The organism is Faecalibacterium prausnitzii (genome assembly GCF_049532945.1).
Lineage (GTDB): Bacteria > Bacillota > Clostridia > Oscillospirales > Ruminococcaceae > Faecalibacterium > Faecalibacterium prausnitzii_N.
The window spans coordinates 1435203-1459765 of record NZ_CP186691.1 but is presented as its reverse complement, the minus strand read 5'-3'; the positions used below and the strand labels follow the sequence as shown (position 1 = coordinate 1459765).

27 protein-coding genes and 3 pseudogenes are annotated in these 24563 nt (G+C 46.4%); 21 read left to right on the top strand and 9 right to left on the bottom strand.

Translation table 11 applies throughout. From position 1 onward, the window contains the following. Window positions 1–149 precede the first annotated feature (149 nt). Window positions 150–401: a DUF6061 family protein gene (locus tag ACNQFG_RS07300; protein ID WP_423406463.1), complete on the bottom strand. Its 252-nt coding sequence runs from the start codon at window positions 399–401 to the stop codon at window positions 150–152. 587 nt (window positions 402–988) lie between these two features. Between ACNQFG_RS07300 and ACNQFG_RS07295 the strand changes: the two genes are divergently transcribed. The 19 genes and pseudogenes from ACNQFG_RS07295 to ACNQFG_RS07205 all read left to right on the top strand — a co-directional run bounded on the left by ACNQFG_RS07295 (window position 989) and on the right by ACNQFG_RS07205 (window position 17485). Continuing rightward, on the top strand, window positions 989–1858 hold the full coding sequence (locus ACNQFG_RS07295) for a DUF6017 domain-containing protein (protein WP_423406462.1): 870 nt from the start codon (window positions 989–991) through the stop codon (window positions 1856–1858). Beyond that, the gene (locus ACNQFG_RS07290) at window positions 1858–2691 is read left to right on the top strand and encodes a ParA family protein (protein ID WP_423406461.1); all 834 of its coding nucleotides are present in this window, start codon (window positions 1858–1860) and stop codon (window positions 2689–2691) included. Before ACNQFG_RS07295 ends, ACNQFG_RS07290 begins: the two co-directional genes overlap by 1 nt. Further along, on the top strand, window positions 2648–3682 hold the full coding sequence (locus tag ACNQFG_RS07285; protein WP_423406460.1) for a ParB/RepB/Spo0J family partition protein: 1035 nt from the start codon (window positions 2648–2650) through the stop codon (window positions 3680–3682). The genes ACNQFG_RS07290 and ACNQFG_RS07285 overlap by 44 nt, the downstream gene beginning before the upstream one ends. Window positions 3683–3747: 65 nt before the next feature. After that, window positions 3748–4173 carry a hypothetical protein gene (locus ACNQFG_RS07280; protein WP_015565006.1) on the top strand — a complete coding sequence of 142 codons (426 nt, stop codon included), beginning with the start codon at window positions 3748–3750 and terminating at the stop codon, window positions 4171–4173. Between the two features lie 108 nt (window positions 4174–4281). Next, on the top strand, window positions 4282–4752 hold the full coding sequence (locus ACNQFG_RS07275; protein ID WP_373423749.1) for a PcfB family protein: 471 nt from the start codon (window positions 4282–4284) through the stop codon (window positions 4750–4752). Further along, window positions 4749–6515, top strand: a complete 1767-nt coding sequence (locus ACNQFG_RS07270) for a VirD4-like conjugal transfer protein, CD1115 family (RefSeq protein WP_423406459.1) — start codon at window positions 4749–4751, stop codon at window positions 6513–6515. The genes ACNQFG_RS07275 and ACNQFG_RS07270 overlap by 4 nt, the downstream gene beginning before the upstream one ends. A gap of 141 nt (window positions 6516–6656) precedes the next feature. Next, on the top strand, window positions 6657–6872 hold the full coding sequence (locus ACNQFG_RS07265) for a Maff2 family mobile element protein (protein ID WP_055186938.1): 216 nt from the start codon (window positions 6657–6659) through the stop codon (window positions 6870–6872). 84 nt (window positions 6873–6956) lie between these two features. Beyond that, window positions 6957–7439, top strand: a complete 483-nt coding sequence (locus ACNQFG_RS07260; RefSeq protein ID WP_423406458.1) for a DUF3990 domain-containing protein — start codon at window positions 6957–6959, stop codon at window positions 7437–7439. After that, entirely contained in the window at window positions 7417–7860 is a 444-nt protein-coding gene (locus ACNQFG_RS07255) for a hypothetical protein (protein WP_423406457.1), read from the top strand. The genes ACNQFG_RS07260 and ACNQFG_RS07255 overlap by 23 nt, the downstream gene beginning before the upstream one ends. Window positions 7861–8104: 244 nt before the next feature. Next, on the top strand, window positions 8105–8971 hold the full coding sequence (locus tag ACNQFG_RS07250; protein ID WP_423405845.1) for a VirB6/TrbL-like conjugal transfer protein, CD1112 family: 867 nt from the start codon (window positions 8105–8107) through the stop codon (window positions 8969–8971). Window positions 8972–8984: 13 nt separating this feature from the next. Next, window positions 8985–9350, top strand: coding sequence for a PrgI family protein (locus ACNQFG_RS07245; RefSeq protein WP_423406456.1), 366 nt, complete (start codon window positions 8985–8987; stop codon window positions 9348–9350). Beyond that, window positions 9322–10770 (top strand): annotated as a pseudogene (locus ACNQFG_RS07240) (VirB4-like conjugal transfer ATPase, CD1110 family); the annotation flags it as partial. The gene ACNQFG_RS07245 and the pseudogene ACNQFG_RS07240, both read left to right, overlap by 29 nt. Before the next feature lie 547 nt (window positions 10771–11317). Further along, window positions 11318–13000, top strand: coding sequence for a group II intron reverse transcriptase/maturase (gene ltrA, locus ACNQFG_RS07235; RefSeq protein WP_149795379.1), 1683 nt, complete (start codon window positions 11318–11320; stop codon window positions 12998–13000). Between the two features lie 73 nt (window positions 13001–13073). Then, window positions 13074–14006, top strand: a pseudogene (locus ACNQFG_RS07230) (VirB4-like conjugal transfer ATPase, CD1110 family); the annotation flags it as partial. Then, the gene (locus ACNQFG_RS07225) at window positions 14003–15736 is read left to right on the top strand and encodes a C40 family peptidase (protein WP_423406455.1); all 1734 of its coding nucleotides are present in this window, start codon (window positions 14003–14005) and stop codon (window positions 15734–15736) included. The pseudogene ACNQFG_RS07230 and the gene ACNQFG_RS07225, both read left to right, overlap by 4 nt. A 16-nt stretch (window positions 15737–15752) precedes the next feature. Continuing rightward, window positions 15753–16019, top strand: a complete 267-nt coding sequence (locus ACNQFG_RS07220; RefSeq protein WP_423406454.1) for a DUF4315 family protein — start codon at window positions 15753–15755, stop codon at window positions 16017–16019. After that, on the top strand, window positions 16003–16734 hold the full coding sequence (locus tag ACNQFG_RS07215; protein ID WP_423406453.1) for a DUF4366 domain-containing protein: 732 nt from the start codon (window positions 16003–16005) through the stop codon (window positions 16732–16734). The genes ACNQFG_RS07220 and ACNQFG_RS07215 overlap by 17 nt, the downstream gene beginning before the upstream one ends. Window positions 16735–16796: 62 nt before the next feature. Next, a pseudogene (locus tag ACNQFG_RS07210) lies at window positions 16797–17114 on the top strand (DNA topoisomerase III); the annotation flags it as partial. An 89-nt stretch (window positions 17115–17203) separates the two neighbouring features. Continuing rightward, window positions 17204–17485 carry a DUF6061 family protein gene (locus tag ACNQFG_RS07205; RefSeq protein WP_423406561.1) on the top strand — a complete coding sequence of 94 codons (282 nt, stop codon included), beginning with the start codon at window positions 17204–17206 and terminating at the stop codon, window positions 17483–17485. A 91-nt stretch (window positions 17486–17576) separates the two neighbouring features. On the opposite strand, the gene ACNQFG_RS07200 is transcribed toward ACNQFG_RS07205, so the two are convergent. The 7 genes from ACNQFG_RS07200 to ACNQFG_RS07170 all read right to left on the bottom strand — a co-directional run bounded on the left by ACNQFG_RS07200 (window position 17577) and on the right by ACNQFG_RS07170 (window position 22810). After that, complete coding sequence (locus tag ACNQFG_RS07200; RefSeq protein WP_423406452.1) at window positions 17577–19241, bottom strand: ATP-binding cassette domain-containing protein; 1665 nt, start codon at window positions 19239–19241, stop codon at window positions 17577–17579. Window positions 19242–19245: 4 nt separating this feature from the next. After that, the gene (locus ACNQFG_RS07195; protein ID WP_423406451.1) at window positions 19246–19833 is read right to left on the bottom strand and encodes an SdpI family protein; all 588 of its coding nucleotides are present in this window, start codon (window positions 19831–19833) and stop codon (window positions 19246–19248) included. Window positions 19834–19856: 23 nt separating this feature from the next. Beyond that, window positions 19857–20915 carry a radical SAM/SPASM domain-containing protein gene (locus ACNQFG_RS07190; RefSeq protein WP_423406450.1) on the bottom strand — a complete coding sequence of 353 codons (1059 nt, stop codon included), beginning with the start codon at window positions 20913–20915 and terminating at the stop codon, window positions 19857–19859. Between the two features lie 10 nt (window positions 20916–20925). After that, on the bottom strand, window positions 20926–21723 hold the full coding sequence (locus tag ACNQFG_RS07185) for a PqqD family peptide modification chaperone (protein ID WP_278734205.1): 798 nt from the start codon (window positions 21721–21723) through the stop codon (window positions 20926–20928). Between the two features lie 118 nt (window positions 21724–21841). After that, on the bottom strand, window positions 21842–22024 hold the full coding sequence (locus ACNQFG_RS07180) for a hypothetical protein (protein ID WP_423406449.1): 183 nt from the start codon (window positions 22022–22024) through the stop codon (window positions 21842–21844). A 19-nt stretch (window positions 22025–22043) separates the two neighbouring features. After that, entirely contained in the window at window positions 22044–22172 is a 129-nt protein-coding gene (locus tag ACNQFG_RS07175) for a cyclic lactone autoinducer peptide (protein ID WP_278251144.1), read from the bottom strand. A 62-nt stretch (window positions 22173–22234) separates the two neighbouring features. Then, window positions 22235–22810, bottom strand: a complete 576-nt coding sequence (locus tag ACNQFG_RS07170; protein ID WP_350339873.1) for an accessory gene regulator B family protein — start codon at window positions 22808–22810, stop codon at window positions 22235–22237. Between the two features lie 171 nt (window positions 22811–22981). Between ACNQFG_RS07170 and ACNQFG_RS07165 the strand changes: the two genes are divergently transcribed. Further along, entirely contained in the window at window positions 22982–23143 is a 162-nt protein-coding gene (locus tag ACNQFG_RS07165; protein WP_423406448.1) for a hypothetical protein, read from the top strand. Between the two features lie 2 nt (window positions 23144–23145). On the opposite strand, the gene ACNQFG_RS07160 is transcribed toward ACNQFG_RS07165, so the two are convergent. Next, window positions 23146–23643, bottom strand: a complete 498-nt coding sequence (locus ACNQFG_RS07160) for a DUF5626 family protein (protein WP_242915952.1) — start codon at window positions 23641–23643, stop codon at window positions 23146–23148. Between the two features lie 220 nt (window positions 23644–23863). Here ACNQFG_RS07160 and ACNQFG_RS07155 point away from each other — a divergent pair, with 220 nt between their 5' ends. Then, window positions 23864–24562 carry a LytR/AlgR family response regulator transcription factor gene (locus ACNQFG_RS07155; RefSeq protein WP_371293035.1) on the top strand — a complete coding sequence of 233 codons (699 nt, stop codon included), beginning with the start codon at window positions 23864–23866 and terminating at the stop codon, window positions 24560–24562. Window position 24563 lies beyond the last annotated feature (1 nt).

The window sequence follows — 24563 nt, the reverse complement described above, 5'->3', positions numbered from 1 at the left end:
TCCGTGTGCATAAAGATTAGCATGGAATAGATAAAAGAGCCGTAAAGAAAATTGTAGAAGTATAAAGATTCCATTAAAATGGATCGATCAACACCAAATAATAAATGCTGGACATCACCAGTTAAAAAACAGTAATATCCAGCATTCATTTAGATTTCTAGTCCATGGCTTCCAGCCACATTCTTCAAATATTCCTCCGGGTCACCGTTCAGAATCAAATCCGCATAGCCCAGCGGGTCATTGTAGATGAGGTAGTCTAACTCCGACCTCTGCGCCATGGTCACGTCCAGCGCATCCTCGACCCCGGTGCAGTCGATGGAAATTTTTCTCCCATCCCGGAGCAGCAGTTCCACGCACCCGGTGTCCATGTTGAATTTGCAAGCTCTTGCATCGTACTTCATGTTCATGTCCTCCTGAAATCATGTTGTGGCTTATGTCGGTCAATCTATGATTTCGGATTTCATCTTCCACGGACACCTGCATGGAACTTGTCGGGGCAAAGCCCCTCCATCTGCTAACGCAGACCGTTCCGTCGCTTAAAAGCCCCACTGGGGCTTTCATTGCTTCGCAAACGCTAATTTTCCGAAGAAAACAAATAATCCGAACCCATCTCCTATCGGAAACAAGTTCGGATTATTTTTGTTTGGTCCGAGTGGCGAGAATCGAACTCACGGCCTCTTGAACCCCATTGTGCTTCTCTCAAAAACGCAATGGACACTCCGATACCACTTGTACGCAGTATCATCAAATTTCAAAATTATTTTATCATTCTGTTTCGTTAGATGTCAAGATGTTTCGTTTCTTTTGTGGTCAAATTGTGGTCAACCGACCCTGACAAATGACCATTCTCCCCTACTAAGTTACATGGCGCAATTCCGATTTTCAAAAATCGAGATTGCGCTTTTTTGTTTGCACGAATTATTCATAAGGAGGATTTGTCAACCATGTCAATGAAACATCGTCATTTTTTCATCCTTGACAGAACTGTATGACGCTCGACTACTTCTATGGACAGGCCGGAAAACTTTTTTCGTTCTATCGCATCCCCAAAGCACTGTTTCAGGAGCAGCGGTTTCAAAATCTGTCAACCGATGCCAAAACCCTGTATGGTATCCTGCTGGACCGCATGAGCCTGTCGGTGAAAAACGGCTGGCTGGACAAGCAAAACCGGGTGTTCATCATCTTCACGATCGAGGATGTCAAGAGGGCATTGTGTTGCGCAGACAACAAAGCGACCAAGCTGCTCCGGGAACTTGAAAAGTTTGGTCTGATTGAACGAAAACGCCGAGGTCTGGGAAAGCCAAGTTTGGTGTATGTGAAAAACTTTTCGTCAGACCTTTCAAATGAGCGTGTCCAGAATCGTGAAAATCACGATTCTGGAAGTCCTAAAAACGCTTGTCAAGACCCGCCCAAATCACGATGTAATAAGAATAAAAAGAGTAAGACAGAGCGGAATAATACGAATCCTATCCTTTCCGATGAATTGGAGAAAATGAAGAATCGTAAACTGCTCGAAGAATATTTTTCACGTTCTTTGGAGATAGAACTTCTTCTCCGGCTTTACCCGGATGATGAAGATACCATCTATCAGATCGTAGATTTGCTGGTGGACACCTGTGACAGCAAGCGTAACCTCATAAGAATCGCTGGCGATGATAAGCCCGCCGAAGTTGTGCTCAGTCGGCTAAAAAAGTTGAATGCAGACCACATCCGCTTCGTACTGGACTGTCTGGCAGCGAACACTTCCCCGATACGGAATATGAAGCAGTACCTTCTGGCCGCACTATTCAATGCTCCAACCACAATACAGCTCTATTATCAAAACAAAGTCAACCATGATTTAGCAGCTCGGAGGTGATGAAAATTTCCAAAAAGGCAACAACGATAGCCGTTATCAACCAGAAAGGCGGCACGGGCAAAACCACCACCTGTGAAAATTTGGGCGTAGGGCTTGCAATGGAGGGCAAGAAAGTTCTGCTTGTGGACGCTGACCCACAGGGTTCGCTTACTGTCAGTATGGGCTGGCAAGACCCGGATGCACTGCCCACTACACTCTCCACTCTTATGCAGAAAGCCATGAACGACCAGTGTATTCCACCCGGCGAAGGGATTCTGCACCATGCGGAGGGCGTTGACCTTATCCCGGCCAACATCGAACTGGCCGGACTGGAAGTGGCTCTGGTGAATACCATGAGCCGGGAGAAAGTGATGAAACAGGTGTTGGAAAGCGCAAAACGCGAGTACGACTATATTCTGATTGACTGCACTCCCTCTCTCGGTATGCTGACGGTCAATGCGCTGGCAGCGGCAGATTCCGCACTGATTCCGGTGCAAGCACAATATCTTTCGGCAAAAGGGCTGGAGCAGTTGCTTCAAACAGTGCAGAAAGTAAGGCGGCAGATAAACCCGAAACTGAAAATTGAGGGCATCCTGCTCACCATGACGGACAGCCGCACCATCTATGGGCAGCAAATCAGCAATCTAATTCGGCAAGCCTACGGAAAGCATTTGAAAGTGTTCGACCAGACAATTCCCCGTTCTGTCCGCGCTGCCGAAACCAGCACGACCGGAAAAAGCATTTTCCAGTATGACCCGAAAGGCAAAGTGGCAGAAGCCTATAAATCTCTGACGAAGGAGGTGCTGGCCGATGCCGAAAAGCAGCGTAAACGCCAGTCTGAGCAGCTACGATGATATTTTTTCCACCGAAGAATCCCGGCAGGAAGAACAGCGCGAGCAGGTGCAGCAGATTCCCATTGATGAGTTGTATCCGTTCAAAGACCATCCCTTTAAGGTGCTTGATGATGAAGCTATGCAGCGCACAGTAGAAAGCATAAAGCAGTTGGGTGTCACAAATCCGCTGATTGCTCGTCCGCGCCCGGATGGTGGCTACGAAATCATTTCCGGCCATCGCCGCCAACACGCTGCACAGCTTGCTAGACTGAAAACCCTACCGGTTATCGTCCGTGATATGTCGGACGATGCCGCCGTTCTGCTCATGGTTGATTCCAATCTTCAGCGCGAACAGATTTTGCCGAGTGAGCGGGCATTTGCCTATAAGATGAAACTGGATGCACTGAAAAGGCAAGGTGCTAGGTCGGATTTAACTTCATCCCAAGTTGGGATGAAGTTGCAAGCCCTTGATATTGTTGGTCAGGAAGCTGGCGATAGTCGAAATCAAGTGCACCGCTTTATCCGCCTGACCAGCCTTATCCCTGAGCTGCTGGACATGGTAGACGAAAAGAAAATCTCATTTAACCCTGCGGTGGAACTCTCTTATCTTGATGAAAGCCAGCAGCGAGATTTTCTTGAAGCTATGGCTGACACGCAAAACGCCCCATCGCTTTCACAGGCGCAACGGCTCAAAAAGCTGGCGCAGGAAGGTCATTTCTCGTATGACGTTGCCTTTGCCGTGATGGGTGAACCGAAAAAGGACGAATTGGACAAAGTTGTTATAAAAAACGATACCCTGCGGAAATATTTTCCCGAAAGCTCTACTCCGAGAGAGATGGAAGAAAAAATCATTGGGCTTTTGGAAGAAAGTAAAACCGAAAAAGTTGTATTCAGGAGCGATTCTATCAAAAAATATTTTCCGAGCAACTATTCGTCAGAACAAATCGAAAATTCAATTCTCAAGATGCTCGACCAGCGCATGAAAAAGCGCAAGCATGAAGCTGAACGCTGACGATCAGATAAAACGCAAGACCCACTTTGGGTCTTTTTCTTTTGCAAACATGGAGGAAAAAGCCTATGAACAACACCGCTACTCGTATGATTCGTTCCGAGGAGATCACCATTGATATGCGCATCTGCACCATTCTGGCAGGTGGCAAGAAGCCCGGTGAAGTCTACTTTGCCGCCATTGCGCCAGATATGGAACTGACGGTTATTACTCTGGATGAAGCCCCTGACATTCTGCCCTGCTTCGATGAAAGCGATGCCAGCATCCATCTTCCCGACACTTCGCTGCTGCTCTGCTACAATCCGGCACAGGTTCTGAAGATGGCGGGCAAGCGTTACCTGACTGGCCCGGTCATTCTGGTACGCACCAACATGGACGGGAACTTCATTTCGCTTACCATTGATGACGTGTACCGTTTCCAGAAGTTTCTGGCGAGCCACAGCGTTACACTCATGGCAGACGATCAGAAGCTGCCCTGCATTTGCATCGTCTGAGGTGTGTTATGCTGAATTTTTTCATCGGTTTCGCATTTTTTGAGTTCGGCGCACTCTGCGGCTTCTTCGTGGCTGCGCTGATGCAGGCGGCAAGGGATGGTGGTGAAATTGCAGGAAGAAGTCGAGCAGAAAACATTCAACATCGTGGTGTCCACCACGAAGCTGACCGCCCGGACAATTCTGAACGCTGGACGAACGGCACTTCAGCAGTATCAGTCAAAATTACTGGCCGATAAATCCAGCGGCAAGCAGAGTGTCCGTATGCTTCTGCGGCAGAACCGGGGTGTTTCCAGCGTGGAAATCGACAAAACCAACATTAAGGGCTTTGAGCGGTACGCCAAAAAGTACGGCATCGACTACGCCATCCGTAAGGACAGTTCCGAAGTGCCGCCCCGGTATCTGGTCTTTTTCAAAGCCCCGGATGTGGAAGCGTTCAATGCCGCTTTCAAAGAATATTCGGCATCCCTGCTGAGCAAAACCAAGCGTCCCTCCGTGCTGGAAAAGCTGCACGAACTGGTGCAGGCCGCAGCGGAACTTCCCGGCAAAGTCCGGCACAAGCAGGAGGAACGCGGCTTATGACCACGAAAAAGCTGACGAAGCTGATTGCGCTGTATCTGCCCTATATCCTGCTGGGGCTGGTGGCAACGAACCTTGGTGAAGCATGGCGGCTTGCCGAGGGCAAAGAGTTGGGCGATAAAATCATGGCGATGATGGGAACTTTCCCGGTGGCATTTGTGAACCCGCTGCCCAGTCTGCATCCGCTGGATTTGCTTATTGGCTTTTCCTGCGGCGCAGGACTACGGCTTGCCGTATATTTGCGGAGCAAAAATGCAAAGAAGTACCGACACGGCATGGAGTACGGCTCTGCCCGGTGGGGCAATGCCAAGGACATCGAGCCGTTCATGGCTCCCAAATTTTCCGACAATATCATTTTAACCAAAACAGAACGGTTGATGATGAGCAACCGTCCACCTGACCCCAAAAATGCACGAAACAAAAACGTGCTGGTGGTCGGCGGCTCCGGCTCTGGCAAAACGAGATTTTGGCTGAAGCCGAACCTCCTGCAATGCCACAGCTCCTATGTGGTCACCGATCCAAAAGGTACTATCGTGCTTGAATGTGGACAGGCCATGCTGAAGAACGGCTATAAGGTGAAAATCCTGAACACCATCAACTTCAAAAAGTCGATGCACTACAACCCCTTCGCCTATGTCCACAGCGAAAAGGACATTCTGAAACTGGTCACGACCCTGATGACCAACACCAAGGGCGAAGGGTCCGGCGGGGACCCTTTCTGGGAAAAAAGCGAACGTCTTTTGTTGACAGCACTTATCGCTTATCTGCATTATGAAGCCCCGGTAGAGGAACAAAACTTTGCTACGCTGCTGGAAATGCTCAACACCATGCAGGTGCTGGAGGAGGACGAGGAATATCAGAACCCGGTGGATCTGCTGTTTGAAGAACTGGCAAAAAAGAAGCCAAACAGCTTTGCCGGGCGGCAGTACAAACTTTACAAGCTGGCTGCAGGTAAGACCGCAAAATCCATCCTGATTTCCTGCGGTGCCAGGCTTGCGCCCTTCAACATCCAAGAACTGCGTGATCTCACCATGTACGATGAGCTGGAACTGGACAAGCTGGGTGATAAGAAAACAGCTCTGTTCCTCATTATGTCGGACACGGATTCCACCTTTAATTTCCTTATCAGCATGATCTACTCCCAGCTTTTCAATTTGCTCTGTGACAAGGCAGATGATGTGTACGGCGGAAAGCTGCCCATCCATGTGCGGTGTCTGATTGATGAGTGTGCCAACATCGGGCAGATTCCGCAGCTGGAAAAGCTGGTGGCGACCATCCGCAGCCGTGAAATCTCTGCCTGCCTTGTTTTGCAGGCGAGAAGCCAGTTGAAAGCCATCTACAAAGACAATGCGGACACCATCGTAGGCAACATGGACAGCCAGATTTTCCTCGGCGGCAGTGAGCCTACCACCCTGAAAGACCTGTCCGAAATGCTAGGCAAGGAGACCATCGATGCCTTCAATACCTCAGATACCCGTGGCAACAGCCCCAGCTACGGCACTACGTTCCAGAAGATGGGGCACGAATTATTGAGCCGGGACGAGCTGGCGGTGCTGGACGGCGGCAAGTGTATTTTGCAGCTGCGTGGCGTCAGACCGTTTCTCTCGGACAAATACGACCTGACCCAGCACCCCAACTACAAGTTGACCTCGGACTACGACTCCAAAAACACCTTCGATATAGAAAAATATCTGAACCGAAAAGAAAAAATCAATCCCAATGATGAATTTGTTGTGATTGATGCTGATTCACTCCCGTCTGCCTGACCCGGTAGGCGGTTTTATTTTTATCCCGGCTAGAAAGGTGCACCAGAAAATCAGCCTTGCTGCGGTTATGCAGCGTAAAACTACAAGATTTCGGGTGTGTACAAATGACCGAAAACGCTTTATAATAAAGGAGAAAAGACTATGGAATTCTTCAACTCTGCTATCGAAGTTCTTCAGACTCTGGTCGTGGCTCTGGGTGCCGGTCTCGGCGTTTGGGGTGCTATCAATCTGCTGGAGGGTTATGGTAACGACAACCCCGGCTCCAAGTCTCAGGGCATGAAGCAGCTCATGGCTGGCGGCGGCGTTGCGCTGGTCGGCATTACCCTGATTCCCCTGCTGAGCGGTCTGTTCGGTTAAGAACGGCGGGCGGCGATTGCCGCCCGGTACATACTATAATAAGGAAAGCCATAGTAACGATCTCACATAGAGAAGGTGAAGCAGATGAGCGAGATTTTATTGTATCATGGCAGTAAAGAAGAAGTTGTCTATCCCGAAATCCGCATCACACGGTATACAAAAGACTTTTCTTGGGGATTCTACTGCACGAACAACTATCAGCAAGCCTACCGCTGGGCAGACCGCCGTTCTGCCGATGGCCTTGTGAACGTCTATCGCTATGTAGAAAATCCCGACCTAAAAATCCTGCGTTTCCCTGAAATGTCGGACGAATGGCTGGATTTTATTGCAAAATGTCGTGCAGGCGAAACCCATCCCTACGATATTGTTGAGGGACCCATGGCAGACGACACCATTTGGGATTACGTCAACGGATTTACGTCCGGGCAGATCAGCCGTGAAGCATTTTGGGCATTGGCGAAATTCAAGCATCCGACACACCAGATTAGTTTTCACACTGCCAATGCTCTGCGCTGCCTAACATTCGAGAGGAGTGAACACATTCATGACGGAAAAACAGATGAATGATATTTTTTATGTATGCAGCCTGATCGAATACATTGCCCGCAAGACCAAAAATCATCGGCAGGATGTGATACGCTGCTTCTCCAAAAAGGATATTGAACACCAGCTCTATGCTGCTGAGGTAAACCACTGCTTATCCTTTGAACAGGTGTCGGAAGAACTGATTGATTGGTTCAACATTCCGAACGGTAATTTTGATACCGTAGCCGAGTGCCGCTACGAAGTTCCTTCTGCAACCTCCATCGGAATGCTGTACCAGGGGCTGGTGCTGTCCACCATGAAGGATGATGATGCAGCACAGGCAATTCTGGACGTTTTTTCGTCGTTTATCACGGATGAGATTTCCGATTTCAATTCCAATGTATACTACACTAATCCTGATTATCTCCGCTGCTCCTATCTGGAGGGCAAGATGCTCGCTTAACTGAATTTTTACTATGCCGATTGCCGAAAAGCAGTCGGCATTTTTTGTTTCCATAGCACGATTTTTCGTCACAACAGCCCCCTGCGGTTTGCAGTTTTTGAATGTTGTCTGCAAAAATCGTGCTTTTAGTTTATCCACCCATCAACGAAAGGCGGTGCTTTTATGCAGTTTTTGACCCACATTATTTTTCTCCTGAACCTTCTCAAGACCCTCATCAACCACTTCAGCTAAGGACGGTGACTGAATGGAAACCGTTCTTAAAGCCATTGCCGACTGGATCAAAGGCATCCTGACGGCAGGCATTATGTCAAACCTTTCCGGTTTGTTCGACGATGTGAACACGCAGGTCGGCAATATCGCCCAGCAGGTGGGCACCAAGCCCTCCAGCTTTGAACCGCGCGTTTTCGCCATGATCGAAGCCCTCTCCCGGAATGTGGTGCTGCCCATTGCAGGCATCATCCTGACCTTCATCGCCTGTTATGAGTTGATCGAGATGATCACCCAGCACAACAACATGGCGCAGTTCGAGCCTGCCCTCATCATGCGCTGGATTTTCAAGACCGCTGTTTCGGTGTGGCTCATCAGCAACACCTTCGATATTGTGATGGCAGTCTTTGACCTTACGCAGAAAGTTGTGTCCGATTCCAGCGGCATCATCGCCGGAAACACCCGCGTCAACGACATTGGTTTGTCCATGCTGCAATCCAGCCTGATGCAGATGGATGTAGGACCCCTGTTCGGGCTGTTTTTGCAGTCCTTCTTCATCGGAATCACCATGCGGATATTGAGCATCATCATTTTTGTGATCGTCTACGGGCGTATGATTGAAATCTACTGCATGGTAAGCCTTGCACCCATCCCGATGGCGACCTTCGGCAACCACCAGCAATCGCACATGGGGCAGAACTACCTGAGATGCCTGTTTGCGCTGGGCTTTCAGGGCTTTCTCATCCTCATCTGCGTGGCGATTTACGCGGTGCTGATCCAGAGCGTGGCAATTTCCGGGGATGCAATCAATTCCATCTGGAGCATTGTCGGCTACACCGTTCTGCTCTGTTTCAGCCTATTTAAGACCAGCTCCGTAACCAAATCCGTCCTCGGAGCGCACTAAAGGAGGTGCTTTATTGGCTGCGTATATCTCTGTGCCTCGTGATTTGACCAAGGTTAAGTCTAAAGTGGCATTCAACCTGACCAAACGGCAGCTTGTCTGCTTTGGCACAGCGGCTCTCATTGGAGTGCCGCTGTTTTTTGTTCTCCGGGATTCCGGCGGAAACACTGCCGCCACCCTCGGTATGATGGCGGTGATGCTGCCGGCGTTCTTCCTTGGGATGTACGAGAAAAACGGTCAGCCCATGGAAAAGCTGCTGTCGTACTATGTGCAGTCCCGATTTCTCCGCCCGAAGATTCGCCCCTATAAGACCAACAACTACTATGCGATTTTGATGAAGGGAGGCATGACCAATGATTCCGTTTTGGAAAAAGACCGATAAAAGCGGCAAGAAAAAGCCGCCGAAGCCTGCTGTGCCCCGGACCGCCCAGCAATCCATCCCCATGCAGCGGATGTTTGAGGATGGCACCTGCCGGGTGAAAGCAAACTACTACACCCGCACCATCCAGTATCAGGACATCAATTATCAGCTCGCCCAGCAGGAGGACAGGACCGCCATTTTCGAGGAATGGTGCAGTTTTCTGAACTTCTTTGATAGCTCCATCAAATTTGAGCTGTCCTTCGTGAACATGGCAACCGACAGCACCGAGTTTGAAAAGAGCATCCGCATTCCGTTCCAGAAGGACGGCTTTGACGATGTTCGTGCGGAGTATTCCCAGATGCTGCGCCAGCAGCTTGCCAAGGGCAATAATGGTTTGACCAAGACCAAATTCATCACCTTTGGTGTGGAGGGCGAAAGCATGGCACAGGTCAAGCCCCGGCTTGACCACATCCAAAACGATTTGCTCAACAACTTTCACCGACTGGGGGTGCAGGCAAAGCCCCTGAACGGTGCCCAGCGGCTGAAACTCATGCACGATATGTTCAATATGGACGGTGCCAGCAAGTTCCACTTTGACTGGAAGGACCTTGTAAAAAGCGGCCTTTCGGTGAAGGATGCCATTGCACCCACCGCCTTTGCCTTCAAAAACTCCCGGACGTTCCAGATGGGCGGCATTTTTTGCGCCGCCAGTTTCTTGAGCATCACGGCATCCGACATCAGCGACCAGCTGCTGAAGGACTTTCTGGACATGGATTCCTCGCAAATCGTTACCATGCACATTCAGAGTGTCGATCAGAACCGTGCCATCAAGACCGTCAAGCGCACCATTACGGAACTGGATCGCAGCAAGATCGAGGAGCAGAAAAAGGCAATCCGCGCCGGGTATGATATCGACATCATTCCGTCGGATTTGGCAACCTACGGCAGAGATGCAAAAGCCCTGCTGAAAGAATTGCAGAGCCAGAACGAGCGGATGTTCCTTGTCACCTTTCTGGTGCTGAACACCGGGCGCACGGAGCAGGAACTGGAAAACAACGTCTTTCAGGCATCCAGCATTGCACAGAAACACAACTGCAACCTGTGCCGGCTTGACTTTCAGCAGGAGCAGGGCTTGATGAGCAGCCTGCCGCTGGCTGACTGCCAGATCGAAATTCAGCGCGGCCTGACCACCAGCAGTACAGCCATCTTCATTCCGTTCACCACACAGGAACTGTACCAGTCCGGTAAAGAAAGCCTGTACTATGGGCTGAATGCCCTGTCCAACAACTTGATCATGGTGGACCGGAAGAAGCTGAAGAACCCCAATGGCTTGATTTTGGGCACTCCGGGAAGCGGCAAAAGTTTCTCGGCAAAGCGTGAGATTGCAAACGCTTTTCTGGTGACGGATGATGATATCATCATCTGCGACCCAGAATGTGAGGTGCGACACGAAGTCGCGTAATGTATTGTGTATAAACACTGCTCTATCCATTTGGAGTAACCCTACTGTGACCTGCACTGGTCAAAAGCCGGCGTTGGGAAGCTCACAGGACAATATGGGAAATCTGCCAGCCTAAAGCGGATGTACTGTTAGGGTAAAGAATGCTATGTCGAACGTAATGTGAATCATCGTAAGGATCGTTACAGGGAATAGGTGAAATAAGGCTGATACACCTACACCAAAAGGTGTTGGAGGTGACCGAGGGGCCTTTCGCTACCCCGAAGCAAATGGACACAAATCCTCCCGGTTCAAAGATGGCGGCTAAGGCATTCGAGAATTATGCATTACGTGGAACGTGGAAAACCCTATGCGTTCCTTGAACAAAGGTATCGACCTCGCAAGAGGAAGAAATGGCGCAGAGGGTATGAGATGGAATAAAAAGCGAAAGGTTCACTGTAACGGTGAGCATAGGGGTTCAAAATTTGCCCTGACCTGAAAGGGTGCTGACTTATTCCGGGTATTTCATGGCAAGATTGGAGGTATTCCTGTGAACGATAAGTATTCAACGACGGAAGGTAAAACTTCTGAGAAGCTGTCGGACGAAGCTATGTTGAGTGCCCAATGGAAAAACATTGACTGGCATAAGGCAGAGCGGGAAGTCAACAGGCTACAAATCAGGATTGTCAAGGCAACTCAGCAAAAAGACTACAACGCAGTAAAACGACTTCAGTATCTTCTGACACATTCCTTTTACGCCAAAGCACTGGCTGTCAAGCGTGTCGTAACCAACGACGGGCGCAGAACTCCCGGTGTGGATGGTGTTCTCTGGAACACTCCGGCGAAGAAAATGGCAGCGGCTCTATCGCTGACAGATAAAAGGTATCGTGCACGTCCTCTCCGTAGAGTGTATATCGAAAAGAAGGACAAGAAGAAAAAACGTCCGTTGGGGATTCCCACGATGTATGACCGCGCAATGCAGGCTCTTTATGCTTTGGCACTGGAACCGGTGGCGGAAACAACAGCAGATGGGAAATCCTTTGGTTTCCGAAAAGGAAGATGCGCACAGGATGCCTGCGAATATCTGTTCAATGCACTGTCGCGCAAGCACATTTCTCCGAAGTGGGTTTTGGAGGGTGACATCAAAGGTTGCTTCGACCATATCAGCCATGATTGGCTTCTGGCGAACATCCCCATGGACAAGAACATTTTGAAGCAGTTCTTAAAGGCGGGATTTATCTATCAGCGCGAACTCTTTCCTACCGAGGAAGGAACTCCGCAAGGTGGTATTATCTCCCCCATTCTGGCGAACATGACGCTGGATGGTATCGAGAAGAAGCTGGTCGAACGCTTTCACACGAACGCGCTCGGTAAGGTCGATTTAAGATTTAAGAATGCCCACAAAGTAAACTTCGTCCGCTATGCAGACGATTTTGTGGTCACAGCGGCAACACCTGAACTGGCTCTTGAAGCAAAGGAGCTGATTCGAGAGTTTCTCGCTGAACGCGGATTGGAACTTTCTGATGAAAAGACCGTTGTCACCAACATTGACGATGGTTTCGACTTCCTCGGCTGGAACTTCAGAAAGTATAACGAAAAGCTGATTATCAAGCCTTCCAAAAAGGCGGTCAAGGCTATCGTTTCCAATATCTCTGACACGATTCTCCGCAGAGGAAAAGCGTGGCAGCAAGATGTTCTGATTATGAAGTTGAATGAACAAATTCGAGGTTGGACTAATTACCACCAGTCCGTATGCGCAAGTGATGCGTTCGCGCATCTGGACTATGTCCTGTACGAACTGCTGTGGCGATGGGCTAAAAGACGGCACCCAAAGAAGAACAAGTGGTGGATTTCCACGAGATACTGGCATCGTGTCGGTAATCGGAACTGGGTGTTCTCTACGGAAAACAAGGAGCTGATACGGGTGGACAGCACAGCCATTGTGCGACATACCAAGATAAAAGCTACTGCAAATCCGTTCCTCGATGAGGCGTATTTCCAAAAAAGGAAATTCGATAAAGGAATGCACCGGCTGACTGGAAAATTCAAGATGATTTGGAAAAACCAGAACGGACTGTGCTACCACTGCGGAATGCCGATGGATGTAACGGAAGAAAGAGAAATCTTCTACCTTGCACCAAAGGCAAAGGCTGGCATGGAAGATGTTCGCAATATGCGCTACGTTCATTGCACCTGTCAGCGTATTTATGCTGAGAACCGCTTGAAGAAGTGATGAAATGCTTGAGCCGTATGACGGGAAACTGTCACGTACGGTTCTTAGGCGGGAAGGCGGTGGTAACACCGCTGACCCAGCCGATTATTCTCCGCTGGTGAATCGGCTGAAGGGGCAGGTCATCAAAATCAGCCCCAACAGTACCCAGTTCATCAACCCCATGGACATCAACGCCAACTACTCCGAGGAGGATAATCCGCTTTCCCTGAAAGCTGACTTTATCCTTTCCCTGTGCGAACTTGTGGTGGGTGGCAAGGAGGGTCTGCTGCCGGTGGAGAAAACCGTCATTGACCGCTGTGTGCATCTCATTTATCGCAAATATTTTGCGGACCCCTGCCCGGAGAATATGCCCATCCTTGAGGATTTGTACAACGCCCTGCTCCAACAGGACGAAAAAGAAGCCCACCATGTTGCCACGGCTCTGGAAATCTATGTGAAAGGCTCCCTGAATCTGTTCAACCACCGCACCAATGTGAACGTCAACAACCGCATCGTCTGCTATGACATCAAGGAACTGGGCAAGCAGATGAAAAAGCTCGGAATGCTCATCGTGCAGGATCAGGTGTGGGGGCGTGTTACGGCAAACCGCAGCAGCGGAAAGTCCACACGGTATTATATGGACGAGATGCACCTGCTTCTGAAAGAGGAGCAGACTGCGGCGTATTCCGTGGAGATCTGGAAGCGTTTCCGCAAGTGGGGTGGTATTCCCACGGGGCTGACCCAGAACGTGAAAGACCTTCTTTCTTCCCGTGAAGTCGAGAATATTTTCGAGAACAGTGACATGATCATCATGCTGAATCAGGCGGCAGGAGATCGGCAGATTCTCGCAAAGCAGCTCAACATCTCTCCTCACCAGCTTTCCTATGTGACCCACTCCGGCGAGGGCGAGGGGCTGCTTTTTTTCGGCAATGTCATTCTTCCGTTCGTTGACCGTTTCCCCACCGATCTGGAACTCTACCGCATTATGACCACCAAGTTGGGTGAGGTTTCGGAGGGGCAGAAATGAGCAAGCCGAAACTGAACATCAAAGAGGAAACGTCTGCCAAAAAGACCCGTTCGCCCCCGAAAAAAGCCAAAGTGGAGCAGTCGGTGCCCAAAAAGAAAAAGCTGAAAACCGATGCGGATAAAGCTGCGGAAAAGGCACAGCATCTACGGTTTGGCAAGGCGGAACTGACCCCGGACGAGTTGAGCCGGTTGAGCAAAGCGCAGAAGCGAGAAATGTACGCCGCCCATGCCGCCCGGTCTGCGGTGCATCGGGAGGTTGACCAGTACGAGGATGAAAACGTCGGTGTGCAGGCGTTGAGCGAGGGCGAAAAAGCCGCCGAGACCACCCACGATATTGCCAAGAGCCGCTATGCCCGGAAGCTGAAAAAGAAAGCCAAAATGCAGGGCAAGAAAGGCACCAAAACCGCAAGATCTTCTGCACAGAATCCGACTTCGGCACAAGATGCAGGCGCATCCGGCACCGGTGAGGGCGGCTCCAACTGGCTTTCACGTTGGAAACAACGGCAAGAAATTCACAAAAGCTATTATACCGCCGCCCGGTCGGGCACGGCGGAGCAGACCACAGGCGGCAAAGCGGCATCCAACGGTGCATCTGCTGCCCGGTCCAGCGTGGAACAGGCGGTGGAGAAAGGCAAAACTGCCGTCAGCACCGCCGTAAAAGGGCTGATGAATGCCGCCAAGGGCAACGCGCACGTTCTGGTAATTGTGGGCGTTTTTCTTTTGCTCATCCTCATGGTGATGTCCGGCTTCTCGTCTTGCGGCATCCTCTTTTCCGGCGGCACACAGGTGTCCGGGCAGACCATGTACTCTGCCGAGGACCGGGACATCCGGGGTGCAGAACAGGACTACAAAAAACTGGAAAAAGAGTTGGACAAAAAGATCAAGCGCACCCCCACCGACCATCCCGGCTACAACGAGTACCAGTACCACCTCGACCCCATCGAGCATGACCCATGGCAGCTGACTTCGTTCCTGACCACCTTGTATGACGATTACACCCGGTCAGAGGTGCAGGGCAAGTTGAAGGAGACCTTCAAAAAGCAGTACAAGCTGACCACATGGGTAGAGGTGCAGATACGGTATAAGACCGTCTGGGTCATCAGCCCGGCAGGAATCCCGGTTCCCACGCAGGTGCCCTACGAGTACCGCATCTTCCACACCAAGCTGGTGAACCGTGGCTTGGAAGTAGTTATCCGGGAGGAACTGGACAACGACCAATGGAAACGGTACGAGATCTTTCAGGATACTCTGGGCGGCAGACCCTACCTGTTCAATGGAGGGTTACCGCCCGGTGGCTCCGATGGCTCCGGCACACCGGGCATCGACTATCAGGTTCCAGCGGAAGCCTTGACGGATGAGGAATTTGCCGCCATCTACAAGGAAGCCCAAAAGTATGTGGGTACGCCCTATGTGTGGGGCGGCTCTACCCCGGAAACTGGCTTTGACTGTTCAGGCTACGTTTGTTGGGTCTACAACCAGAACGGCTACGATGTGGGACGCACCACCGCCAACGGCCTGTGGAACAAGAGCCAGCACATCTGCGAAGCCGAAGCAAAGCCCGGTGACCTTGTTTTCTTCGAGGGAACGTATGATACCCCCGGAAAAAGTCACGTTGGAATCTACCTCGGCAATGGCATGATGGTCAGTGCCGGAGACCCCATCAAGTACGCAAACATTCACTCGTCCTACTGGCAGAAATACCTGTCCGGTTTTGGACGGCTTTCAAAATGAAATGGAGGGTTCAACTATGAGTGAAAAATCGGATAAGCTGCGGGCGATGCTGGAAAAAGAGAAGGAGCGGCGCATCAAGCTCAACAACCGCATCGAAAGTCTGGAGCGGCGGATTCAGGAGGCCGAAGCCGCCGAGGTCAACGAGATGGTTCGGACGGCAAAGGTCACACCGGAACAGCTTGCCGCCCTGCTGCGGCAGTCGGCTACCGTCACCCCGACCCCGGCTGCGCTGTCTGCCGTGGGTGCAACTTTTGAGAAGGAGGTCGATGCTGATGAAGATTAAGAAACTGGGCGCACTGCTGGTATCGGCGGCACTGTGCGCTGGCATGACGGCTCCCGCCTTTGCCTTTGAGGGCAAAGCTGACCCGGTGGAGCAGCCGGTTCTGCCGGAAGTCGTGGAGGAAGATGTTGTCACCGTCACGGACGAAACCTCTGGTGCCCTGACCCCGGAGGGCAATCTGACACTGGTAGATGACTACCACACCGACTATTCCGATGGCAGCGGGCAGCAGTTTATCACGCTGGTGTCGAAGTCCGGCAACACCTTCTATCTGGTGATTGACCGCAATGCCAAAGGGCAGCAGACCGTCCACTTTATGAACCTTGTGGACGAAGCCGACCTTCTGGCTCTGATGGAGGAAGATGCCGCCGATGCTTACACCGCCGAAAAAGAAGCGGCGACGCAGGCTGAACAGGACAGGCTGAAAGCCGAGGAAGAAGCCAAGAAAGCCGCAGAAGAAGCGGCAGCATCCGGCACGGAACAGCCCAAGGAAAACAAGGTCACAAAGATCGCATCCGGCTTTCTGGGTGTGGTCGTGCTGATTGCGCTGGCGGCAGGCGGCGGCTTCTATGCTTTCGCGAAGCAGAAGCAGAAAAAGCAGGCAGAAAAAGAAGCCCTCGACCCCGATGCAAACTACACCGAGGAGAAGGGCGATTTTGAAATTCCCACCGAGGACGAGCCGGAGGACACCGGCGAGGAGGATACCGAACCCATCTGATTTTAAGGCGGCATTTGCCGCCTTACATATCTAAATCTGAAAAGAACAGGAGTTGATGCTTATTGTCTTATCAGCTTGTGGTCAGCGAGAAACCCTCTGTCGGGGCAGCTTACGCAAAGGTCCTCGGTGCGACCAATCGACAGGATGGTTATTGGGAGGGCAACGGCTATCTGGTCAGTTGGTGCGTCGGGCATCTGGTAGAGCTTGCGCCACCCAATATCTACGATGAGAAGTTCGTTAAGTGGAGCATCGCTGACCTGCCTATCCTGCCGCAGAAGTGGCAGTATCTCGTGTCTGCTGGCACCAAAAAGCAGTTTGGCATCCTGCAAAAACTGATGCACCGCCCGGATGTGGATATCATCGTCAATGCCTGTGATGCAAGGTAGTGCGGTTAGGTGACTTAAGAGAGAAAAAAGAGACCTCATCTCGTTGAAAATTAAATTCTATGATCATTAAAGGAGTAATTCAAATGAAACGAAATCAGAATTCTGACCATAATCCCCCTCAAAAAGTGCTTTCCTGCCGCTACAACATGGACACCAACCGGCTGGAAGCCCAATTTAATGATGGCACTATTCTTTCCATCGACTGTATCGCCGTTGAGGACGAATACGGCAACACCCCTACGCAGCGAGCAGAGCTAGATTGGCTGCTCTACAACAAGCCCTTGGAGTACGCCCAGCTTGTGCTGATTGGTGAGATTGAGCACTATCTCTCACTTGGTTGTGACCACGGTAGAATGGAAGACTAACCTTTAATTAAAATATCCAAAGCCAAATAGCAGCCCTCTACTTGCAGTCGTTGCAAATAGAGGGCTATTATAAAGCTCAGCTTCTTATGAGTTATAGATATAAAATTTCTTCTCCATAGGATAATATTCTCTCGTCATGTGTTGTGATAACAACAATAACGTCCTTTTTGATAGAATTCAATTCATTAAGTAAAATTTCAGCACTTGTTTGATCCATAGACGCCGTTGGTTCATCCAACAAAAGTAACGATGGCTGTTTCAGTAATTCGCGGATTATTGCTATCTTTTGCCTTTCTCCTCCTGAAAGCAGATGATTCTTCTCGTCTATTCTCATGTTTAGTCCATCACATGATTTTGAGATACGATCGTGGAGGCCAAATATGTCAACCATTTCTTTTGCACGAAGAATTTCATTAGCCGAATAATCTTCTTGCGTTTTTGATGGGTAAAGATTATATAAAATTGTGCCTTCAATAAGTGGCGCATCCTGTTCGACAAAACCAATTTTGGATTGACGCAACATCTCCATATCCAGTTTTCTTATATCAATATTATTGTATTTAATACTTCCCAGATATAGGTCATTATATAGTCCGGCCATTGTATGTAACAGGGTTGATTTTCCACTACCATTTGCTCCTGCAATGATATACATTTTCCCTTGGATAAATTCTTTATGAAATTCGCTTATGACAATTTTGGAGTCAAACTGGATTTTCAAATTTTCAATTGACACGTTAATAATGCTATCGATGGTTTCACTTCCATTTTCAATACATGGAATTTTTAAGAATTCATAAATTCGATTAAATGAAACTCGCATATTCTGAAAAGATGTGCCGACTGAATAAAAATATCGAATAGTTGTAATGATAGATGAAAAATAAAGATTAATGACTGAAAATTCTCCGACCGATAATTTTTGACTGAGAACCAAATAGCCGCCCAATATAAAGAGCATTATTTGTCCAATCGTTAGAATAATTGAATCAATCCCTGAAAATTGAAATTGAAGAATTTGATTCTCTAACATTTTTTCATATAGGCTCTTAAACGGAAGATTGAGTCGATTAATAAAAGAACTTAAAAGGCCGTGTCTTTTTACATAAGATGAAAACTGAATCTGTTCAAACAGCTTTGAAAAAAATTTTGACTGAACGTTTTTCAACTCTTTGATTGACTTAAAGAGTTTTGGTTTTAATGTTGCATAAAAAAAGACATACACGAAAACCAAGAGGAGAATAATCAGCAATACACTCTTGCTCAAAAAATATAGCATTATAATGGAAAAAAGAAGTTTACATGTATTTAGTGGAAAATTCTGAAAAATCCCCAGCGAAAAGGAAACGATCTCATTGGCATCAACCTGAAGTTGATGTGTGATTTTTGAAGAGTTGAATTTAATTTCTTTGTACAAAGATATGCTTTGTATATGATGTGAAACAGTTCTTGTGATCGAGTAAAAAGTGTTTGAATAAAGAATAGTAACCATCCGGTTAATCGCAAAGTTTATTAACACAGCTGTTAAATTCAAAATCACAAAAAGAACACTATAGTCTAGAAGCGTTTTATATGTGGACATGTCATTTTGAGTGGTTGTCAAAAAATCCACAAATTTTCCAGAAATATACACAGAACTTTGGGAAAGTAAAGCGACAACCATCGAAAAACAAGTCACAAAAAGAATTTTGGATGTTTGTCCAAAAAAATGTTTCTGCAAAAAGCATATTATGGTTTTCATATTTGAATCGTGCATCTTATTAATGCCTTTTTCTGCAGTAAAAATAAGAAAGAATGGACGGAGTGCCAATATATAATAGTATTGACCAAATCATGACCGTTTTCGATTTATTGGGCAGAGCAAAAAGAATTGTAATACCTAAAAGTATGGTAGGAAAAGTTAATTCATATAAAAGCATGTGTGCATATCTCCATGTTTGACAATCATCTAATGTCCATGGTAAACGCAAACCAACATACTTATTGAATGGAAGTTTTTTAGAGCAATTTCCAAAGATAGCCATAAAGCCAAACACGAGAATCTCTGAAAGAAAAATTTCCTGCGAATCAGATAGCACAATGACTCGCAACTCTTTTAATATTATATAACCAACGATAATAAATAAAAGTAGGATAACGCTAATACATATTATAGAAATTGAATAATTGGTTTTTCTGTCAATTTCTTCCAAAATTATATCATTCTTGTGCATCAACAAAAAAGCAACACTTATTATTGCAAAAAACAGACCAAATAACATACGAATGATATTATTGGGAATCAATAATTCTCCTGCAATTCCGATCAAACACAAAATTCTTATAAGGAACAGTTTGTCGTGTTTCATCTTTTCTCACCTCAAACCTAAAATCATTCCATAAGATGTTCATCAATAATATCGCAAGAATAGTCCCTATCGATCCAGGTGTTATAGCCCATTGAATCACATTGCATATCATCTACGGTGTTTAATGTACTGGCCATTTTCTTCAAAATTGGGAGCTTCCAAATTTTGGGATAACCGGAGTCCCAATATTCTTGAAGCGTATGACAACGAATATTTCCAATCGAAAGTGGCAAATATGGTGAAGGAGCAATATCTCCATTTGCTTTAATCGACATTGTAGTATAACAACTATCATTCCCTTCACGATACCTGAAAATATGATCTAGTGGATCACCCCATTCAATACAAATAGGATTTTTATATAGAACATGTTTTTTTTCGTTGGAAACAACTTGAATAGAACTTTTGTTCAGTTCATAGATTTTCCTTATTAATTGTACATATTGTTCATCCGAGGGTTTGATTTCTTCCACATGCTTGCTTGCACGACCGATAATCATCAATGGTTGGACTCGCAATTGACGTACACCATTAGCTTTACAAAAATTATATACGGCTTCAAACTCTCCAGTATTGAATTTTGTGGGGCAAAAAGCCACACCGATTGAAATCTTGTCCCTATATTTTGATAGAATTTCGATTGCCCTAACCGCTCGACTAAATGCATCAACATTTTGTCTTAATTCAAAACAACTATTTTTTGAAAACCCATCAAGGCTTATTTGAATTCCAGATACATGAGCCTGTACTAACTCATCTGCTATTTCCTCGGTTAAATAGTAACCATTTGATACAGCTGATATTGCGGAAACCCCATTTCTGTAGAGAATCTCAGCGCAATTTACAATTAAATCTTTGCGCAAAAGCGGTTCTCCTCCACAGAAGCAAAAAGTGTGCGGCTTGATTTTTGAAATTTGATTAATAAGCTCTAGGACTTCTTCATCAGTCAATTCATTATCAACAACACAATTTTCACCGCTGGCATTATAGCAATGCAGACAACGATAATTGCATTTGTTGGTTATATCCAAAGCCAAATGCAGTGGACCCGTCACCGAGTCTTTTGTTTTTGAAACTCCCATATACTTATCCTCACACGAAATAATCCATCATACAAACATCAATTTTTCCATACTCTTCTTTTAAAAATGCAGCTTTTTCAAATCCGGAATGCGAGAAGCTTTCTATTGCTTCAGGTTGATCTACTGGGATATATGTTCGAATTTTTGTTGTACGGCAAAGAGCTACTTTGTTAATAAGAGATGCACAGCCTTTTACAAATTCATCCAGATTTTTAGATGGGCAGCTCACATATGACAGAATCGCAACACTATTAGTTATATATCTGGATATCGCAGATGTTTCAAATTCTGCAATTCCACGGATAGTTTCCGTGTCATCCAGGAGTAAAAAATAAATTTTTCCGAGTTCAAATACAGAAGATCTTAATTGTAGAAGATCTGGAATAGCATTATATGCAAGGGGACTAGAAAACGTGAAATTATCCGATGTTTTAACTGAATCAAGAGCAAGCACGATATTTTTTAAATCGTGCTCAAATGCAAACTTGACGACCAGTTTATCATTGAGAGGCATTGTTATCCCATCCATAGTTGGAAATTCTCCTTTTTTAAAAATAATAAGTTTCAAACTTAAAAAAGTCGAAAGCACTATGCCCATATCGGCTGTTATAGCGGTGCGATGATTTTCGCCGTATTTTTTTGCGAGTAAGTCTAAAATCATTTGTACCGTATTGGTCCCATCCATAAGATTGGAAAATTCAACAGCACTTTTATTTAAGATTTTATATTGTGGGATACGCTTTTCCGGAAGTGCTATAGTAATGCAACCATTATTTTCGTTTCTTATATATGGAATACGATTCTTCACGAATATAGGTGTCAGTTTCAAATTTTCCTTATTATTCAAATTAATCGAGATCATATTTTCACCTAAAAACCGTCAGCCTTGACGAGACCACTCACAACGGCTGACGGTTTCTCCTCTATTATGCTACGGGCTTACCATCTGCATCAAGCGGAACCATCTCTATCAAAACTGCCCCAAAGGTTATTGCGACTACTCCTACGACTGCGAGGATAGCATAGGTATAGACAAATTCATTGTCTTTAAAAGTATCAGTGGGATCATCGAATTCTTCGATTATCGGAGAAGTGTACTCAGTATCCATAATATTTCTCTCCTTCATTTTATTTTAGATCTTCGGGAACGTCCGGCTGATATGCGGTGAAGAAGCAGGTGCTATTTACACTTGCTACTGCCATGCCCATTGCAACAACGCAAGTGAGCTTACTCAGCCAATATATTATTTTTTTCATTTTTTTCTCCTTTCTCCTTTCTTTTGATTTTTGAAAACGGTCACCCAAAAGGAAAACCGAGTTCATCTTTGAAATTTTCGTGTCAGGCAAGGAATGACTGCAAATATAATCAATGCCCACTTCGAAAAATAGTAAATTGTTGTAAATCTTGAGAGTGGTAGAATATCAGTTGTCACAAGGATGACATCAAAACCAGTCAAACAGATGCTAATATGCCTATACTTTCGCTTCTTTTCTGTGGGAAGTCTCTTGTTTTTGGCTTCAACAGGGGCATACAAAAATGCAATTATGAATAGTAAACAAGTCGTCATCAACCGAAATCCATATGTCGCCACAATTTGATAACTTAAAACGACACTTGCAAGAAAGACAGATAAGAAAGCCAAGTAGCAGTTAAAATGTGAGGATGCATGATATCCTCCTAGGTATATTCGAAGTGGGATGAAGCCGAGGAGAAAAGCCAATGAGTACCATATATTACCGCAAACACATGATGCGATAAGAATGAGGAAAATACTTATTGTTGATGAAATCAACAATTCATAGGCATATACATAAATATTTGATTCACTGCGTTCAATAATTTCATGACCATATAGCCATTCGACGACTTTTCGAGAGATAGTACGCTCTAACATAAAATTTTCATTTATAAAAAGAAACAGACGGGCATCCTCCTTGTATTGTCGGATGCCCGTCTGTTCACAAGAAGTTAACAAGAATGAAACTTTTTAACTAAGCGAGTAGATAGCAGTAATTGATTTTATTTCGAGTTTCGCCAATGAAGCCATTTCCTTATCAACAGTATAATGGCAATGATCATCACCACGATAAAAGTAGAAATGGAAAGCTGGGTTAAAAAGATGCTTTGCGAAAAGAAAAAAAGAACCAACAATCGAAACGCTACGGCTATTAGTAACAGAATTCCAGTTGATTTTTCCATTATTATATCTCCCGGTAGCGTATGTTGAAATCACATGTTTGTTTCAACATAGATTTTTCCGTTTCGGATTACAAAATTAAGGTATGCATTAGCAGTTCCTGCAACGCTGAAATATTTGAATTCAATTTTCAGGCTCGCCATAGTCGATGTGTGTGTAAGACTATGAGAGAGAATCTCATGAACCGTCGTATAGTCCAAGTCATAGGCGGCTGTGATTTTATAGCTACTGTTAGTGTCAACCTTGTACTCAAAATGCGAACCGATGGAGTTGTATTCAACCGTATAAGTACCGTGGATAACGGGATCACCATTTGCTCGTCCCTGAATCGGAGTGTCTGGACGAATCGTAATGGTTCCGTGTTCGCTGTTGTCCAACTGAATCGTACCAGATTCACCGATGGGTGCAACATAATAGGACTTTAGTTCCGGCTCGGTGATTGCGGCGTTTGCCATTAAAGGATTTACTGCCATCAAAAGGGCAGCACTACCGGATAGTGCAAGGAAGCTACGCCGAGAAAGCTTTTTCATGGTGATCGACCTTCTAAAATGAAATTTACAAATCATAGACATATAGCTAACGCTATACATCATAATTTTTAGTTGATGATACCATAATTTCAAACAAAAGCAATCTATTTGTCGTGAATGGTTAGCTTTCTGGCACGAACGGTCAATTTGGAGACTTGCTGATTCCTATCCTACCATTTATAATGGTTGTAAACACCAAATCTAATTGGAGGATCTTCAGATGGCAAAATATACAGTCGCGGTCTGCGATGATGAAAAAGAAGACTTAAGTTTCATCGTAAGAAAAATCACAGAATATGACACACACCAGCTCTTTGAGATCAAAACCTATACAGATGGAGAACTACTTTTTGACGAATTAAAATCACAAAAAACATCCATTGATCTCTTGCTTTTGGACATAGAGATGCCATCCAATGGATTTCAGCTTGCACGAACTCTACAAGCTTTGCCAAAACATCCAATGGTGATTTTTGTGACTAGACAACATGAGTATGCCGTCCAAGGTTATGGAATAGCTTTTCGCTATTTGACAAAGCCATTAAACGACCTATTGTTTAAATCCGCAATGGATGCGGCAACTCAAGAACTTGCATCACGCCGATTCCTTGTTGAATGTGATGGTGGAACATTATCGCTGGAAACTGCAAATATTTACTATATTGAAAGTTATGGACATACAATCTTAGTTCACAGTAAAGGTAAAGACTTTCAGCTTCGGATGAATATTCAAGATGCAGCCAAGCAGCTTCCTAAACGCTGTTTTACAGCACCCCATAGGTGCTATCTTGTTAATATGGAACACATCCTTTATACTTCATCGGACGAAATTATGCTTTCCAACGGGGCAAAGCTGCCTATTAGCCGAAGGAAACGTCAGGAATTCAATCAAGCGTTTAACACATATTTAGGACGGTAAA